This window comes from Lentzea sp. NPDC058436 (assembly GCF_042721515.1).
Classification (GTDB): domain Bacteria; phylum Actinomycetota; class Actinomycetes; order Mycobacteriales; family Pseudonocardiaceae; genus Lentzea.
The window spans coordinates 385,439-398,227 of record NZ_JBHXLF010000004.1 but is presented as its reverse complement, the minus strand read 5'-3'; the positions used below and the strand labels follow the sequence as shown (position 1 = coordinate 398,227).

Annotated in this window: 15 protein-coding genes; 5 read left to right on the top strand and 10 right to left on the bottom strand. The window is 70.6% G+C overall.

Annotation, left to right across the window (positions count from 1 at the left end):
- The first annotated feature begins 36 nt into the window (after nucleotides 1–36).
- Nucleotides 37–573, top strand: coding sequence for a hypothetical protein (locus ACFWN2_RS20575; RefSeq protein ID WP_382429451.1), 537 nt, complete (start codon nucleotides 37–39; stop codon nucleotides 571–573).
- Here the strand turns inward: ACFWN2_RS20575 and ACFWN2_RS20570 are convergent.
- Both ACFWN2_RS20570 and ACFWN2_RS20565 read right to left on the bottom strand, forming a co-directional pair.
- Nucleotides 559–852: a SelT/SelW/SelH family protein gene (locus ACFWN2_RS20570; RefSeq protein ID WP_382429449.1), complete on the bottom strand. Its 294-nt coding sequence runs from the start codon at nucleotides 850–852 to the stop codon at nucleotides 559–561. The two genes, ACFWN2_RS20575 and ACFWN2_RS20570, sit on opposite strands and share 15 nt — an antisense overlap.
- On the bottom strand, nucleotides 849–1,721 hold the full coding sequence (locus ACFWN2_RS20565) for a helix-turn-helix transcriptional regulator (RefSeq protein ID WP_382429447.1): 873 nt from the start codon (nucleotides 1,719–1,721) through the stop codon (nucleotides 849–851). Before ACFWN2_RS20565 ends, ACFWN2_RS20570 begins: the two co-directional genes overlap by 4 nt.
- Nucleotides 1,722–1,866: 145 nt before the next feature.
- On the opposite strand from ACFWN2_RS20565, the gene ACFWN2_RS20560 reads away from it, so the two are divergent.
- Entirely contained in the window at nucleotides 1,867–2,907 is a 1,041-nt protein-coding gene (locus ACFWN2_RS20560; protein WP_382429445.1) for an NAD(P)-dependent alcohol dehydrogenase, read from the top strand.
- 18 nt (nucleotides 2,908–2,925) lie between these two features.
- Here the strand turns inward: ACFWN2_RS20560 and ACFWN2_RS20555 are convergent, their stop codons facing one another.
- Nucleotides 2,926–3,312 (bottom strand): MerR family transcriptional regulator, encoded by a 387-nt coding sequence (locus tag ACFWN2_RS20555; RefSeq protein ID WP_382429443.1) that lies wholly within the window; start codon nucleotides 3,310–3,312, stop codon nucleotides 2,926–2,928.
- A 45-nt stretch (nucleotides 3,313–3,357) separates the two neighbouring features.
- On the opposite strand from ACFWN2_RS20555, the gene ACFWN2_RS20550 reads away from it, so the two are divergent.
- Nucleotides 3,358–4,407, top strand: a complete 1,050-nt coding sequence (locus ACFWN2_RS20550; protein WP_382429442.1) for an alkene reductase — start codon at nucleotides 3,358–3,360, stop codon at nucleotides 4,405–4,407.
- Here ACFWN2_RS20550 and ACFWN2_RS20545 read toward each other — a convergent pair.
- Nucleotides 4,398–4,985, bottom strand: a complete 588-nt coding sequence (locus ACFWN2_RS20545) for a TetR/AcrR family transcriptional regulator (RefSeq protein WP_382429440.1) — start codon at nucleotides 4,983–4,985, stop codon at nucleotides 4,398–4,400. The two genes, ACFWN2_RS20550 and ACFWN2_RS20545, sit on opposite strands and share 10 nt — an antisense overlap.
- Before the next feature lie 90 nt (nucleotides 4,986–5,075).
- Here ACFWN2_RS20545 and ACFWN2_RS20540 point away from each other — a divergent pair, with 90 nt between their 5' ends.
- Nucleotides 5,076–5,456 carry a nuclear transport factor 2 family protein gene (locus ACFWN2_RS20540; protein WP_382429438.1) on the top strand — a complete coding sequence of 127 codons (381 nt, stop codon included), beginning with the start codon at nucleotides 5,076–5,078 and terminating at the stop codon, nucleotides 5,454–5,456.
- Complete coding sequence (locus ACFWN2_RS20535; RefSeq protein ID WP_382429436.1) at nucleotides 5,453–6,268, top strand: ergot alkaloid biosynthesis protein; 816 nt, start codon at nucleotides 5,453–5,455, stop codon at nucleotides 6,266–6,268. Before ACFWN2_RS20540 ends, ACFWN2_RS20535 begins: the two co-directional genes overlap by 4 nt.
- Here the strand turns inward: ACFWN2_RS20535 and ACFWN2_RS20530 are convergent.
- The 6 genes from ACFWN2_RS20530 to ACFWN2_RS20505 form a co-directional block, all read right to left on the bottom strand.
- Nucleotides 6,243–7,562: a hypothetical protein gene (locus ACFWN2_RS20530; protein WP_382429434.1), complete on the bottom strand. Its 1,320-nt coding sequence runs from the start codon at nucleotides 7,560–7,562 to the stop codon at nucleotides 6,243–6,245. The two genes, ACFWN2_RS20535 and ACFWN2_RS20530, sit on opposite strands and share 26 nt — an antisense overlap.
- A 44-nt stretch (nucleotides 7,563–7,606) precedes the next feature.
- Nucleotides 7,607–9,112: a beta-xylosidase gene (locus tag ACFWN2_RS20525; protein ID WP_382429432.1), complete on the bottom strand. Its 1,506-nt coding sequence runs from the start codon at nucleotides 9,110–9,112 to the stop codon at nucleotides 7,607–7,609.
- 84 nt (nucleotides 9,113–9,196) lie between these two features.
- The gene (locus ACFWN2_RS20520) at nucleotides 9,197–10,195 is read right to left on the bottom strand and encodes a hemin ABC transporter substrate-binding protein (protein ID WP_382429430.1); all 999 of its coding nucleotides are present in this window, start codon (nucleotides 10,193–10,195) and stop codon (nucleotides 9,197–9,199) included.
- A 46-nt stretch (nucleotides 10,196–10,241) separates the two neighbouring features.
- Nucleotides 10,242–11,024, bottom strand: a complete 783-nt coding sequence (locus ACFWN2_RS20515; protein WP_382429428.1) for a phosphotransferase — start codon at nucleotides 11,022–11,024, stop codon at nucleotides 10,242–10,244.
- Nucleotides 11,024–11,668: a response regulator gene (locus ACFWN2_RS20510; protein ID WP_382429426.1), complete on the bottom strand. Its 645-nt coding sequence runs from the start codon at nucleotides 11,666–11,668 to the stop codon at nucleotides 11,024–11,026. Before ACFWN2_RS20510 ends, ACFWN2_RS20515 begins: the two co-directional genes overlap by 1 nt.
- Complete coding sequence (locus tag ACFWN2_RS20505) at nucleotides 11,659–12,783, bottom strand: sensor histidine kinase (protein ID WP_382429424.1); 1,125 nt, start codon at nucleotides 12,781–12,783, stop codon at nucleotides 11,659–11,661. The genes ACFWN2_RS20510 and ACFWN2_RS20505 overlap by 10 nt, the downstream gene beginning before the upstream one ends.
- Nucleotides 12,784–12,789 lie beyond the last annotated feature (6 nt).

Here is a 12,789-nt window from a genome sequence, read left to right as displayed (position 1 = left end):
ACGGGAGGTTGAACGAAACCGAAGGGGGAGAACCGGATGCGAGCAACACTGGCCGGTGTTCTGCTGGCCGTGAGCGGCGTGGTCCTGGCGGTCGAACCGGCGAGCGCGGCAGGTCCGTGCTCGGTCAGCACGACGAGGACGACACCGGGCGGCCACGTCGCCAAGCTGTCCTGCTCCAGCCCGACCGAGTTCATCGACGGCTACGGCAGCACCACCGGTGACGCGAACCGGGAAGGCCTGCTGCTGCGGCAGTTCCACGTCAACGGCGGCCCGTCGTGCAGCGGATCGCTGAGCAGCGCGGCCGTCGGCGGCTTCGAGTTCGACCTGACGTGCACCAGCCCGACGTCGTTCGCCGAGGCCTTCGGCACCACGCTGACGGACGCGGCCAGGGAGGCCAGGCTGCTCAAGGAGATGGCGCCGGACCGGCACTGCACGCACGACCTGGTGCGCGCGGTCTCCGGTGGCTACGAGGTGAAGGCGAGCTGCACCAAGCCGACCGTGTTCTTCAGCGGTGTGGGCGGCACCGTGACGCAGGCCGCGGAGAACGCGCGGCTGGCGTCAGGAATCGGCTGAGTTCCTGCGGTCGGTGTGGCCCAGGGAACGTTCCGGGGCCACCCGGTCGCGCACGAGCTGCTTGAGCACGGCGAGGTCCGGGAAGCCCTCCTGCTCCTTGCGCGACCACAGGGTCTCGCCGTCGAGCCGCACGTCGAACACGCCTCCGGTGCCGGGGATCAGCGCGACCTCGCCCAGTTCCGCGGTGAACGTGGTCAGCAGCTCCTGCGCGGTCCAGCCGGCGCGCAGCAGCCACCGGCACTGGGTGCAGTACTCGATCTCCAGACGCGGTGTCCTCATACCTCGGTATGGTGCGCCATCCCCGCGCGGGAGGCGTCGCGGCCCCAGTTCGCGAGCAGCTGCAGCGCCTCGGCGGACGCGGTGCCCGGTTCGGCGTGGTAGGTGGTCAGGAACAGCGACGGCTCGCTGGGCATGCGCAGCGTCTCGTACGCGAGAGTCATCTCGCCCACGAGCGGGTGTCGCACCACCTTCGTGCCGAAGCTCTTCTCCTTGACCTCGTGGGCGGCCCAGAGCTGCCGGAACAGCTCGCTGCGCAGCGAGAGCTCGCCGATCAGCGCGGCCAGTTCGGGGTCGTCCGAGCAGCACCCCGCGTCGAGGCGCAGGAAGCCGACGATGTCCGCGGCCTTGCTCTCCCAGTTGGCGAAGAGGTTCTGGTACTCCGGCCGCAGGAAGATCATGCGGGCCCAGTTGCGGTCGCGCGGCGCCAGTTCGGCCCAGTCGCCGAACAACGCCGTGGCCATCGGGTTCCACGCGAGGATGTCCGAGCGCCGCCCGCCGATGTACGCGGGCACGGCGATGCCGTCGAGCAGGTGCCGCAACGCGGGGCGGACCTGGGAACGCTGCTCTTTCTTCTTCTTGTGCGGCTTGCTGCGCGTGAGGTTGTTCAGGTGCTCGCGCTCGGCGTCGGTGAGGCGCAACGCACGTGCGATCGAGTCGAGCACCTCGGCCGAGACGTTGCGGCCGTTGCCCTGCTCCAGGCGTGTGTAGTACGCGACGGACACCCCTGCGAGCTGCGCCAGTTCCTCACGGCGCAGGCCCGGCACGCGACGGGTGCGGCCGTACTGCGGCAGCCCCACGTCGTCGGGAGACAGCCGTGCGCGGCGGCTGCGCAGGAAGTCGCTCAGCTCTGCGCGCGGGTCGACGGTCATGGACCCGAGTATCCCCGCGTCCGCGGCGGCGTGCCTGCTACTGCTGGTGGTAGGCACGGCAGTCGTACGAAAACCAGGTGGCTGGGTAAGCCCTCCTGACGGGAGCAGTGTCGTCACCGAGACGACGAACCGAGGAGAAACCCTGATGAGCACCGTCGCTGCCTACGCCGCTCCCGCACCCAAGGCACCGCTGGAGCGCACCACCATCGAGCGTCGCGCGGTCGGCGCGCACGACGTTCTGATCGACATCAAGTTCGCCGGCATCTGCCACTCCGACATCCACCAGGTCAACGAGGGCTGGGGCGAGGCCATCTTCCCGATGGTGCCGGGCCACGAGATCGCCGGTGTGGTCGTCGAGGTCGGCTCCGAGGTCACCCGGCACGCCGTCGGCGACCGGGTCGGCGTCGGCTGCATGGTCGACTCGTGCCGCGAGTGCGACTACTGCCTGCGCGGGCTGGAGCAGTACTGCTCGAACGGCAACACCATGACCTACAACGGCATCGACCGCCGCGGCGACGTCACCTACGGCGGCTACTCGCGCCAGATCGTGGTCGACGAGAACTACGTCGTGCGCATCCCGGACGCGCTCCCGCTGGACGTGGCCGCGCCGCTGCTGTGCGCCGGCATCACGCTGTACTCGCCGCTCAAGCACTGGGGTGCCGGGCCCGGCAAGAAGGTCGCCGTCGTCGGCCTGGGCGGCCTCGGCCACATGGGCGTCAAGATCGCGGCCGCGCTCGGCGCCGACGTGACCGTGCTGTCGCAGTCGCTGCGCAAGAAGGACGACGGGCTCAAGCTCGGCGCCCGTGACTACCGCGCCACGAGCGACCCGGCCACGTTCACCGAGCTCGCGGGCACGTTCGACGTGATCGTGTCCACGGTGTCCGCGCCCCTGGAGTTCACCTCCTACCTGGGCCTGCTCAAGACCGACGGCGCACTGGTGAACGTCGGCGCGCCGGAGGAGCCCGTCTCGATCAACGTGTTCGGCCTGCTCGGCGGCCGCAAGACGTTCGCCGGCTCGATGATCGGCGGCATCGCCGAGACCCAGGAGATGCTGGACTTCTGCGCCGAGCACGGACTGGGCGCGGAGATCGAGCTGATCAACGCCGACGAGATCAACACCGCCTACGAGCGCGTGCTGTCGAGCGACGTGCGGTACCGGTTCGTGATCGACACCGCCACGATCTGAGTGCCACGCCGTGCCCGCTCAGGCGGGCGGGCACGGCTTCCCGGTCGCGTAGGCCTCCGTGGCGTTCGCGATCACGTTGTCGAGCTGCAGGAGCGTCTCCTGCAGCTCCTCTATCTGCTTCACCACCGACGACCGGTGCCCTACCAGCTTGTCCATGACCTGTGGCGCCGCCACGCCCGTGACCACGCACGGCAGCATCTCCAGGATCGCCGCGCTGGAGATCCCGGCCGCGTAGAGCTGCTGGATGAGCCGCACCCTGCCGATGGCGTTGCCCTCGTAGTGGCGTTGCCCGCTGCCGCTGCGTTGAGCTGTGAGAAGGCCCTGCTCCTCGTAGTAGCGCAACGCGCGCACGCTCACGCCCGTGCGTTCCGCCAGCTCGCCGATGCGCATTGAGACCTCCGCCACAAAAGCTACCTCTGACGTTAGTGTCAGGTTTCTAGCCTAGCTCTCATGCTGCTCACGAGCTACCGCCTCGGAAACCTGACCCTGCCGAACCGCCTCGTCATGGCGCCGATGACCCGCTCACGGGCCGTTGACGGCGCACCGACGGCGGAGACGGCCACCTACTACGCCCAACGCGCCACCGCCGGGCTCATCGTCACCGAGGGCGTGCACCCCGCCGCGGTCGGCCAGGCCGGTCCGGCGATGCCCGGCCTGCACACCGACGCGCAGGTCGAGGCCTGGCGCGTGGTCACCGACGCCGTGCACGCCAACGGCGGCCGCATCTTCGCCCAGCTCATGCACGGCGGCCGCATCGGTCACGTCGAGGTCGCGGGCCACCACCCCGTCGGCCCGTCGGCGATCGCGGCCGACGCCCAGGTCTTTACGCCCGCCGGCATGCAGCCCGCGCCGGTGCCGAGGGCCCTGACGACGGCCGAGGTCGGCGACCAGGTCCAGGCGTTCGCCGACGCGGCACGGCGGGCCGTCGCCGCCGGGTTCGACGGGGTCGAGCTGCACGGCGCGAACGGGTACCTGATCCAGCAGTTCCTGTCCTCCAGCGCGAACGAGCGCACCGACGGTTACGGCGGCTCGGTCGCCGGCCGGATCCGGTTCGCCGTCGAGTCGGTCGAGGCGGCCGCGGACGCCATCGGGGGCGACCGCGTCGGCATCCGGCTCTCACCCGGCGGGCAGATCCAGGGCATCGTCGAGGAGAACGTGCCCGTGCTCTACGGCGAGCTGCTGAAGGCGTTGCCGGACATGGCCTACGTCCACGTCATGGTCACCGCGGACGACGAGGTGCTGATGGACCTGCGCAAGGCGTGGCCCAGCGCGTTCATCCTCAACCCCGGCGGCCAGATCGGCCCGGACGAGGGCACTCTCGAACAGGGACAGCGCTGGCTCGCGAACGGCGCCGACCTGATCAGCTACGGCCGCGCGTACCTCGGCAACCCCGACCTGGTCGAGCGCTTCCGGCTGGGCCTGCCGCTCGTCAGCACCGACCGCGAGACGTGGTTCGGGGCGCCCAACGGGTACGTCGACTACCCCAGCTATCAGCACTGAAGCGCGCGCATCAGGTGGTCGACGAGCCGTTCGAGGTAGTCGGGCTCGACCTCGGCACGCCGCACCGACAGCCGCCAGTAGACCGGTGCCGCGACCAGGTCCAGGGCGATCTCGAAGTCGAGATCGGCGGGTAGCTCACCGCGTGCCACCGCGCGCCGCAGCGTCGTGGCGCCGAGCGCCCGCCGGGGTTCGCCGATCGTCGCCGCGATCGCGTCGGACAGCGCGGGGTTGCGGACGGCCTCGGCGGTGAGGTCGGGCAGGATCGTCGCGAACCGGGGGTGCGTCAGCCAGTCGTGCACGGCCGTGACGGTGGCCAGCAGGTCACCGCGCAACGACCCGGTGTCCGGGACCTCTGCCAGCGGCACGGAGAACTCCGACAGCGCCGCGACCACCATGTCCTGCTTGGACGGCCACCGCCGGTAGAGCGCGCTCTTGCCGACCTCCGCGCGCTTGGCGACGGCCTCCATCGACAGCCGGCCGTAGCCGTTCTGGGCGAGCTCGTCGAACACGGCGTCGGTGATCGCCTGCGTCACCTGGGGCTGCAGGACGGCGGCGCCGGTCGGGGTGCGCTTGGTCATGGCGCACATCATAGGACTGGACGAGACGGTACCGTTCCGCCTAAGTTGGACGGGACGATACCGTCTCGTCCATTTCTGTTGGAGGATTCCGTGGACCTCATCCCGAGGGCGCTGCAACTGCTGCTGGACAAGGACATGATCGGCTTCGCCGGCCTGTGGGCCGTCGACGGCGTGATGGAGTTCCCGTTCGCGCCGCCCGGCTGGCCCGCCCGCCTCGACGGCCGTGCCGCGATCGAGGACTACCTGCGCGACTACCCGAAGATGCTCGACATCCAGGGCTTTCCGAAGCAGGTCGTGCACCGGAGCACCGACCCGGACGTGCTGATCGCCGAGTTCGACGCCGAAGGTGTCGTGGTCGCGTCCGGAAAGCCTTACCGCGCCTCGTACATCGCCGTGATCACGACCCGCGACGGCGAGATCGTGAGCTACCGCGACTACTGGAACCCGCTGCTGGCACAGGAGCTCGCATGACCACGTTGATCATCGGCGGCACCGGCACGACCGGCAGCCGGCTCGCGTCGCTGTTGCCCGACGCCCGCGTCGGCACCAGGAAGCCGGCGCGTCCCGGCCAGGTCCGTTTCGACTGGGACGCGCCCGAGACGTTTGACGGCGCGCTGGAAGGGATAGATGGTGTCTACCTGATCCCCCCGGTCGGCGTCGTCGACCCCGCACCGGTGGTCGAGTCGCTGCTCGCCAGGGCGCGGCTCGTGCGGCGAGTGGTGTTGCTCAGCTCGTCCGCGGTGCCGGAGAGCGCCACGGGGATGGGCGCTCTCCCGGCGCTCGTGCGCGCGATGCCCGAATGGGCGGTGCTGCGGCCGTCGTGGTTCATGCAGAACTTCACCGGCGACCACCTCGTCGCGGCCGGTGTCCGCGAGGGCGAGATCGTCACCGCCACGGGAGACGGCCGGGTCGGGTTCGTGGACGCCGCCGACATCGCCGCGGTGGCCGCCCGTGCGTTGACGGATCCGTTGCCGCACAACACCGATCACCTGATCACCGGTCCGGAGGCGCTCAGCTACGCGGACGCCGCGGCGATCATCACCGAGGTCACCGGGAAGCCCGTCCGGCACCGTTCCGTCGGCACCGCGGAGTTGGCCGAACGCATGGCCGCCGTGCTGCCGCGCGAGTTCGCCGTCGTCCTGGCCGCGCTCGACGAGGACATCCGCGGGGGAGCGGAGGACCGGGTCACCACGACCGTCCAGGACGTGACGGGCAGGCCCGCCCGGTCGTTCCGCGACTTCGTCACGGTCTCGGAGGTCAGCGCAACGCGTCGCACGGAATGAGGAAGAACCAGTCCTCCGGCGCGTGTTCCAGCCGTGCGTTCTCTTTGCCCGCAGCGCATTCCGCACGGGCGTTGGCCACGCTCTCGTCCCACGGAACGCCGGTCAGCACCGTGCTCGGCTCCCGCATGTGGGCGAAGACGCTGACCACCACCAGCATCCCGACCAGGTACCGGCTTCCCGCGACCACCGCGCGTTCCCAGGTCCGCTCCGGTGTCGCGTCGAGGCCGACGAAGATCGCGGTGAACAGGAACAGGCACGGCGCGATGCTGTAGCGCTGTGCGGCCATCACGACGTCCGGTGCCTGCACCTGCAGGATCTGCGCCCAGTTCAGCGCGAGGCACGCGACGATGAGGGCCACGCTGTACGCGCCGGCCACCAGCGCGAGCGCCCGGCCGGCCCGGTCACCGAACCGCAGGCCCGCCGCGATCGGGACGGCGGCGACCAGCACCGCGGCGAGGATCACCAGGTTGCCGCTCGACGGGTAGAAGTCGCTGACCCGCTCCGAGCCCGTGAACGCCACCACCGGCACCCGGAGCAGGCTCGCCAGCAGCACCTGCACCGGGTCGACCTCGTCGTGCGAGTACGGCGTCCTGGACGTGAACACCATCGTCAGGCCCTGTACGACCAGCGCGGCGAGGAACGCGATCGGCACCTCCCTGCGCGGCTGGAAGAGCCGCACGAGCGCGATGGGGGCCAGGAGGAAGATCAGCGGACTGGTCAGCGCGGAGAGGACCACGAACAACGCGACCGGAACGCGCGGGGCGTTGCGCCACAACAACGCCCAGAAGGTGCCGTAGAGCAGGAACCAGTGCAGGTTCGTCACGTTGTTCAACGTCTCGGAGTTGCCCGCGGGCAGCACGATGACGAGCGCCGCGAGAGCGAACCGCATCGGCGCCGACTTCAGATACGCCTTCGAGGCCGAGAACGTGATCAACGCGACGAGCGCGCGCAGCACCGCGGCGCCGATGGCGAAGCCCGCCGCCGCCTGCTCGACCGGCAACAACACGACGAGTTCGGCGACCAGGCGCGGCAGTGCGTGCAGGTAGCCGCCGTAGGGGTCGGTCAGGTTCGGCAGCGCGGGGGAGGTCAGCGCGTCGAGAAGGAACCGGGCGCCGTCCTCGGCCCACAGGTGGTCGAGCCTGGCCCAGCCGGCAGGAACGAGCAGCAGGAACGCCACCGAGGCGACGAACGCGACCGCGTTGCCCAGCCACGTGAGCTCGTGTGGCGGCTCGTCCGGCAGAGGCACGACGCTGTCGGCTAACTCGCCCGGCCGCAGCTTCGTCGAAGTCACCATTCGGTCCCCCGTGTCCGATTCGGCGTCGGGGAGAACGTAGCCGGTCAGCGCCGGGAGAGATCCGGCAGGCGCTCGTACTTGGCCCACTGCTCCGCGGTCACCTGCGTGATCGGGGACGAGTTCAGCGTCGCGACCTCGGGGGACCCGACCACCCACAGCCTGCCGTCGAGCAGCAGCCCGACCTGGTTGTCGGGGCCGGTCACGGCGGGAGCGCCGGCCGGGACGGAGACCGCGAGCTTGAGCCCGTCTACGCCCTGCGGCCGGGTGCCGAGGACACCTCGCGCGAACTTCTCCGCCACCGAACGGCGTTCGAAGCGCATCACGTTGCCGCCCACGACGACGTCGAGCGTGCGTTCCGGTGACGGCACCGCGAAACCGTTGAGCGCCCTGGCCTCCGCCGCCGTGGCGCACCCCTTGAGGCCGACCGCGTCGATGCCGAAGTGGGCGATGTCCGTCGGTCCCGCCGGGCCCTCGACGGTGCCCCTCAGCACGTCGATCGCCACGCGTCCGCAGGGATCCTTGGCGTCGACCAGCGCGTGGCCGGCCGGCGAGCGCAGCAGGCCGGGACCCTCCTTCCACGGACCGGGAATCACCACGGGCTCGAACGGGTGGCGGGTGAAGTCCTTGTTCCAGAACGTGATCGTGGTGCCGTCGTCGGTCTCGTGGGCGATGGCGAACGAGCCCACCGCCTCGATCCACATCCAGTCCGCGCTGAACGCCTCGACCACCGACCGCGTGCGCGGGCTGTTGTTCGACGTCACCGGTTTGAAGCCCTGCGTGCCGAGCGCCTGGACTCCCTGCGCGAACGTCGGATCCGTCGACCGCAGCACGTACTGGCCCGCGCCGTTCTGGTGCGAGGCGAGGCCGGTGGTGTCCGTGAACATCAGGTACACCCAGCCGTCGAGGTAGACGGCCGACTGCTGGCCGGCGCCGTAGGTGTTCTCGCGGATGTTGTCGTTGGCGGGGCCCAGCAGCGACTGGCCGCCGTTCTCCCGCTTCCAGGTGATGCCGTCCTTGCTGGACGCGACGCCGACCGAGCTGCCGTTCGCGTGGTTGTCGCGCGCGGCACCCGTGTAATACATGTAGTAGGTGTCGCTGATCTTGATCACCGACGGGTCGCACGTGTGCATCGCGTCGAAGCTGGTGCCGCTGCCGGAGAACACCGGCACCGCCGTCGAGTACGGTCCGCCGACGGAAGGCCCGTCGCTGTAGAGGATGTCGTCGCCGCCGGGCGGTGCCGCGCTCAGCTGGCTGCACCACCAGGCGCGCACGCGGCCGTTGTCGACCATGACGGCGGGCGCGTAGTTGTACGGCGCGTCCGCGGCGCCCGCGATCACCGTTCCGCCGCTCTGCCTGCCGTTCTCCACGCCGAGGGCGATCTTGTTCCTGGGCGGTGCCGCCGGGGGCGCCTTCTTCGTCGACGACGTGGGCTTCTGCGACTCGACCGCTACCCCGATCGGGTCGCCGACCGCCGCGTTGGTGCACGCTGTGACCGCACTGACCAGTGTGAGCGCAGCGAGTAACGCGACAGGTGGGCGACTCAGGGGCACGCACCCATCATAGAGATCAGGTCCTCCGTCCGGGTGAAGTCCGCCGACGCGGGCCCGTACGACAGCGTTGAGCAGGACGAACGGTCACAGGTACAGCGCACCGGCCACTCCGTTGATCACGGCACCCGTCAGCGGCCCGAAGCTCAGCACCCGGTGGTCGTCCACGTCGACGACCCTGCGCTTCTGCCCGGCGGGCGTGGCGGCGACCCCCGGCACGCCCAGGAGGCCGTCGACCCCGCCCACTGCCGCGAGCCCCTGCGACATCACCAGGATCACGTCCGCCCCCGCTACCGCCTCCGGGCTGATCGGCACGGCGCCCCGCAACCCTGCCTCGGTGGCCACGTCGACCCCGCCGACCCCGGTGATCAGCTCGTCCGCGCCGGTGCCCTCGCCGAGCACCTGGTGCACGCCTTCGCGCAGGTGGAGGAACACGATCCGCAGCTCTGCGCCGTCCGCCAGGCGCTGGGCCGTGATCTGCGCCTTCTGGACCTCGACCGTGGTGCGGTGAGCGAGTTTCTCGCCTTCGCCCGGCACGCCGAGTGCGTCGGCGACCTGCTGGATCAGCGTGCCGACGTTGTTGAGGGCACGCCGTGAATCCGTGACGACGACCGGGATGCCGCTGTCCCTGAGCCGTTGCACCACGTCCTGCGGGCCGAGCGTGGTGTCGGTGAGCACGACGGTGGGGCGCAGGGCGGTGACCGTCTGGAGGTCGAGTTCGTGGCCGTTGGTCGTGACGAGAGGAAGGCCCGCGGAGGCGTCTCTGCCGACCATGCGCTGTCCCAGGCCCAGCCCGTGCACTGTCGCGGCGAGCGTGCCGTGCCTGTCGACGGCGAGGATCCGGTCGGCACTCGCGACCGTGACCTGGGTGTTCTGCGCGTCGGTGACCGTCGTGGGCAGCTTCGGGGCCGCCTCGCCGGTGATCGGCTCGACGTCGCTGACCTTCGCGGTGCTCGGACCTGACTTCTGCCGCGGATCCTTGAGCGGTTCCGCCGAACTGCTCGTGGCTTGGGGAACGTCGCGGTTCGCCGGTGCGGTGCATCCCGCGACCAGCGCTACGGCGAGCACGACCACCCAGGTCCTCACCCCTCGACCCAACCAGTTCCGGCGTGCGCGGGGAACCCTCGTGGTCCTAGCCGAGCGGCGGGTGTTCGCGGAGTGCGCAGCGGCGGCGGAACCAGGCCAGGAACCTCGCCGGGTCGCCGTCCTGCCGGAGCGCGGACACCGCGCCGGTCAGCGGGAACATCGCCGCGTGCGTCAGCGCTCGTTCGTAGAGGGCGGGCCGGACCCGGTGGACCAGAGGCCAGCCGTAGTTCGCGAACGCGGCCGCGTCGAGAGCGGGATCGCCGAGGCAGGCGAAGTCCCAGTCGATGACTCCGCTGATCTTTCCGTTGTGCCAGCGGAGGTTCACCGGCGCCAGGTCGCCGTGCACGAAGCCCGTCACCTCCGGCAGGGCGGCGAACCGTTGCAGGACTTCGGAAGCCTGCGCGCGTTCGTCGGCGTCGAGCAGCGGGAACACGAGTTCGGTGATCGCCTCCGCGGTGCGCTCGCCGCCGGCGTGGTGCAGCGGTTCGTCCAGCAGGGCAACGAGTTCAGGGCTCGGCCGCTGAGCCGCCAGCGCGTCGAGCACGTCGCGCACGGCCTCGTCGCTCGCGGTCTCCGCCTGCTCGCCGGGCAGGTAGGAGACGATGACGTGCGCCTGGCCGAGCGGCAGGTCCAGCCGGTCCTCGACGACCTCCGGCACGGCGAACGGCAGGTCCAGCCGCGCGATGTGGACGAGCGCCCGCGCGCGGCGGCGTGCGTCGGCCAGGTCTCTGCGGGGGAACCGCGCGACCCACTTCCCCGGCAGCACCACGGCGTCGTTGAACGTGCCGCGCGCCAGGTGGGTGCCCGGAGTGCTGAGCAGGGCCTCCATCAGCTGCCCAGGTAGCGGACGACGGCCATGACCCGCCGGCTCAGGCCCGTCGAGCCGGCGAGGCCGAGCTTGTCGAAGATCGCGTTGATGTGCTTCTCCGCGGCGCTCTGCGAGATGTGCAGGGACTCGGCGATGCGCGTGTTCGTGAGGCCCTGCGCCATCAGTTCCAGCACGTCCTTCTCCCGCGCCGTCAGCGTTTCGAGCGGGTCGACGTGGGTCGTCCTGGTCAGCAGCCTGCGCACGACCTCCGGGTCGAACGCCGCGCCGCCCGCCGCGACCCTGTCGAGCGCCTCCAGGAACTCGTCGACCTGCGCCACCCTGTCCTTGAGCAGGTAGCCGACCTTGCCGCCGGTGCTGGTGATCAGCTCGGTGGCGTAGCGGTTCTCGACGTACTGGGAGAGCACGAGCACGCTGACCTCCGGCCACCGCTCGCGGATCTCCAGCGCAGCGCGCATCCCGTCGTCCTTGTGGTCCGGCGGCATCCGGACGTCGGTGACCACTATGTCCGGCAGGTGTTCCCCGGTGGCCTTGATCAACTCCGGCGCGGTGCCGACGGCGGCCACGACGTCGTGGCCCTCCTCGGCGAGCAACCGGATCAGCCCCTCGCGCAGCAGCGTCGAGTCCTCGGCCAGGATCACTCGCACGGCACCCTCGCGTAGATCGTGGTGGGACCGCCGTCGGGGCTGGTCACCTCGAACTCCCCGTCCACCGCCTTGACCCTCCTCCCCAGCCCGGACAGCCCGGTGCCGGCGGGATCCGCGCCGCCGATGCCGTCGTCCCACACCATGACCGTGATGCCCTTCGGGTCCGGCCACACGGAGATCTCGACCACCGACGGATCAGCGTGCTTGGCCGCGTTGTTGACCGCCTCGGACGCCACGAAGTAGATCACCGTCTCCAGCGCAGCCCCCGGCGACGCCTTGAGCTCGTTGCTGATCTCGACGCGCACGCTCGACCGCTCGGCCAGCACCTCCAGCGCCGCGTCCAGCCCCGAGTCGTCGAGCACCGCGGGGTAGACCCTGGTCGCGACCTCGCGCAACTCGTCGATGGCCTCACCCGCCGTGTCGCCCGCCTGTCGCAGCAGCTCCTGCAACTGCTCCTCGCCCTTCGCCCGCCGCGCCCTGCCGATCAGCATCCCGAGCGCGACGAGCCGCTGCTGCACGCCGTCGTGCAGGTCGCGCTCGATGCGCCGACGTTCGTCGTCGATCGCCTCGATCACCTCGGCCCGCGTGCTGGTGAGCTCGGCGACCCTCTGCCGCAGCAACGTCTGCTGGCTCGTCCCGAGCATCTCGGTGGTGAGCCACCGGTCGAGCGCCGCCACCCCGGCCACCCCGGCCGTCGTCACGAAAATGACCAGCACCCCGGGGATCGCCACCAGCGCGATCAGCCCCAGGGTCACCCGGTCCCCGTCCTTGATCAGCCCCCAGTCGCCGTCGAACAGCCACGCCGTCACCATCGAGATCGCGACGACGTACCAGAACGCGAGCATCCAGATCACGCCCGCGCCGAGCCCGCCGACCAGCCACCGCACCGCGAGGTAACGGCGGCATCCCTTGCGCGTCAGCGGATTCGTGTGCACGGCCCGGTCGAACCGCGTGATCCGGCCCAGCTCGTACTCGGTCAGCCGGACCACACCCACACCGGCCGCCGCGGCGGCGAGCCCCACCAGCCCCGTCACGGACCCGATCGTGAGCCCGAGGAGCATCCGGAACCAGCCCCGCACCAGCGAACCCGCACTGAGCTGCCCCTCCTGATGCACATTCGC

Bases quoted from the DNA above. Each gene is read 5' to 3' on its own strand.
- ACFWN2_RS20575 (WP_382429451.1), top strand. From the start codon at position 37: ATGCGAGCAACACTGGCCGGTGTTCTGCTGGCCGTGAGCGGCGTGGTC.
- ACFWN2_RS20570 (WP_382429449.1), bottom strand. From the start codon at position 852: ATGAGGACACCGCGTCTGGAGATCGAGTACTGCACCCAGTGCCGGTGG.
- ACFWN2_RS20565 (WP_382429447.1), bottom strand. From the start codon at position 1,721: ATGACCGTCGACCCGCGCGCAGAGCTGAGCGACTTCCTGCGCAGCCGC.
- ACFWN2_RS20560 (WP_382429445.1), top strand. From the start codon at position 1,867: ATGAGCACCGTCGCTGCCTACGCCGCTCCCGCACCCAAGGCACCGCTG.
- ACFWN2_RS20550 (WP_382429442.1), top strand. From the start codon at position 3,358: ATGCTGCTCACGAGCTACCGCCTCGGAAACCTGACCCTGCCGAACCGC.
- ACFWN2_RS20545 (WP_382429440.1), bottom strand. From the start codon at position 4,985: ATGACCAAGCGCACCCCGACCGGCGCCGCCGTCCTGCAGCCCCAGGTG.
- ACFWN2_RS20535 (WP_382429436.1), top strand. From the start codon at position 5,453: ATGACCACGTTGATCATCGGCGGCACCGGCACGACCGGCAGCCGGCTC.
- ACFWN2_RS20530 (WP_382429434.1), bottom strand. From the start codon at position 7,562: ATGGTGACTTCGACGAAGCTGCGGCCGGGCGAGTTAGCCGACAGCGTC.
- ACFWN2_RS20515 (WP_382429428.1), bottom strand. From the start codon at position 11,024: ATGGAGGCCCTGCTCAGCACTCCGGGCACCCACCTGGCGCGCGGCACG.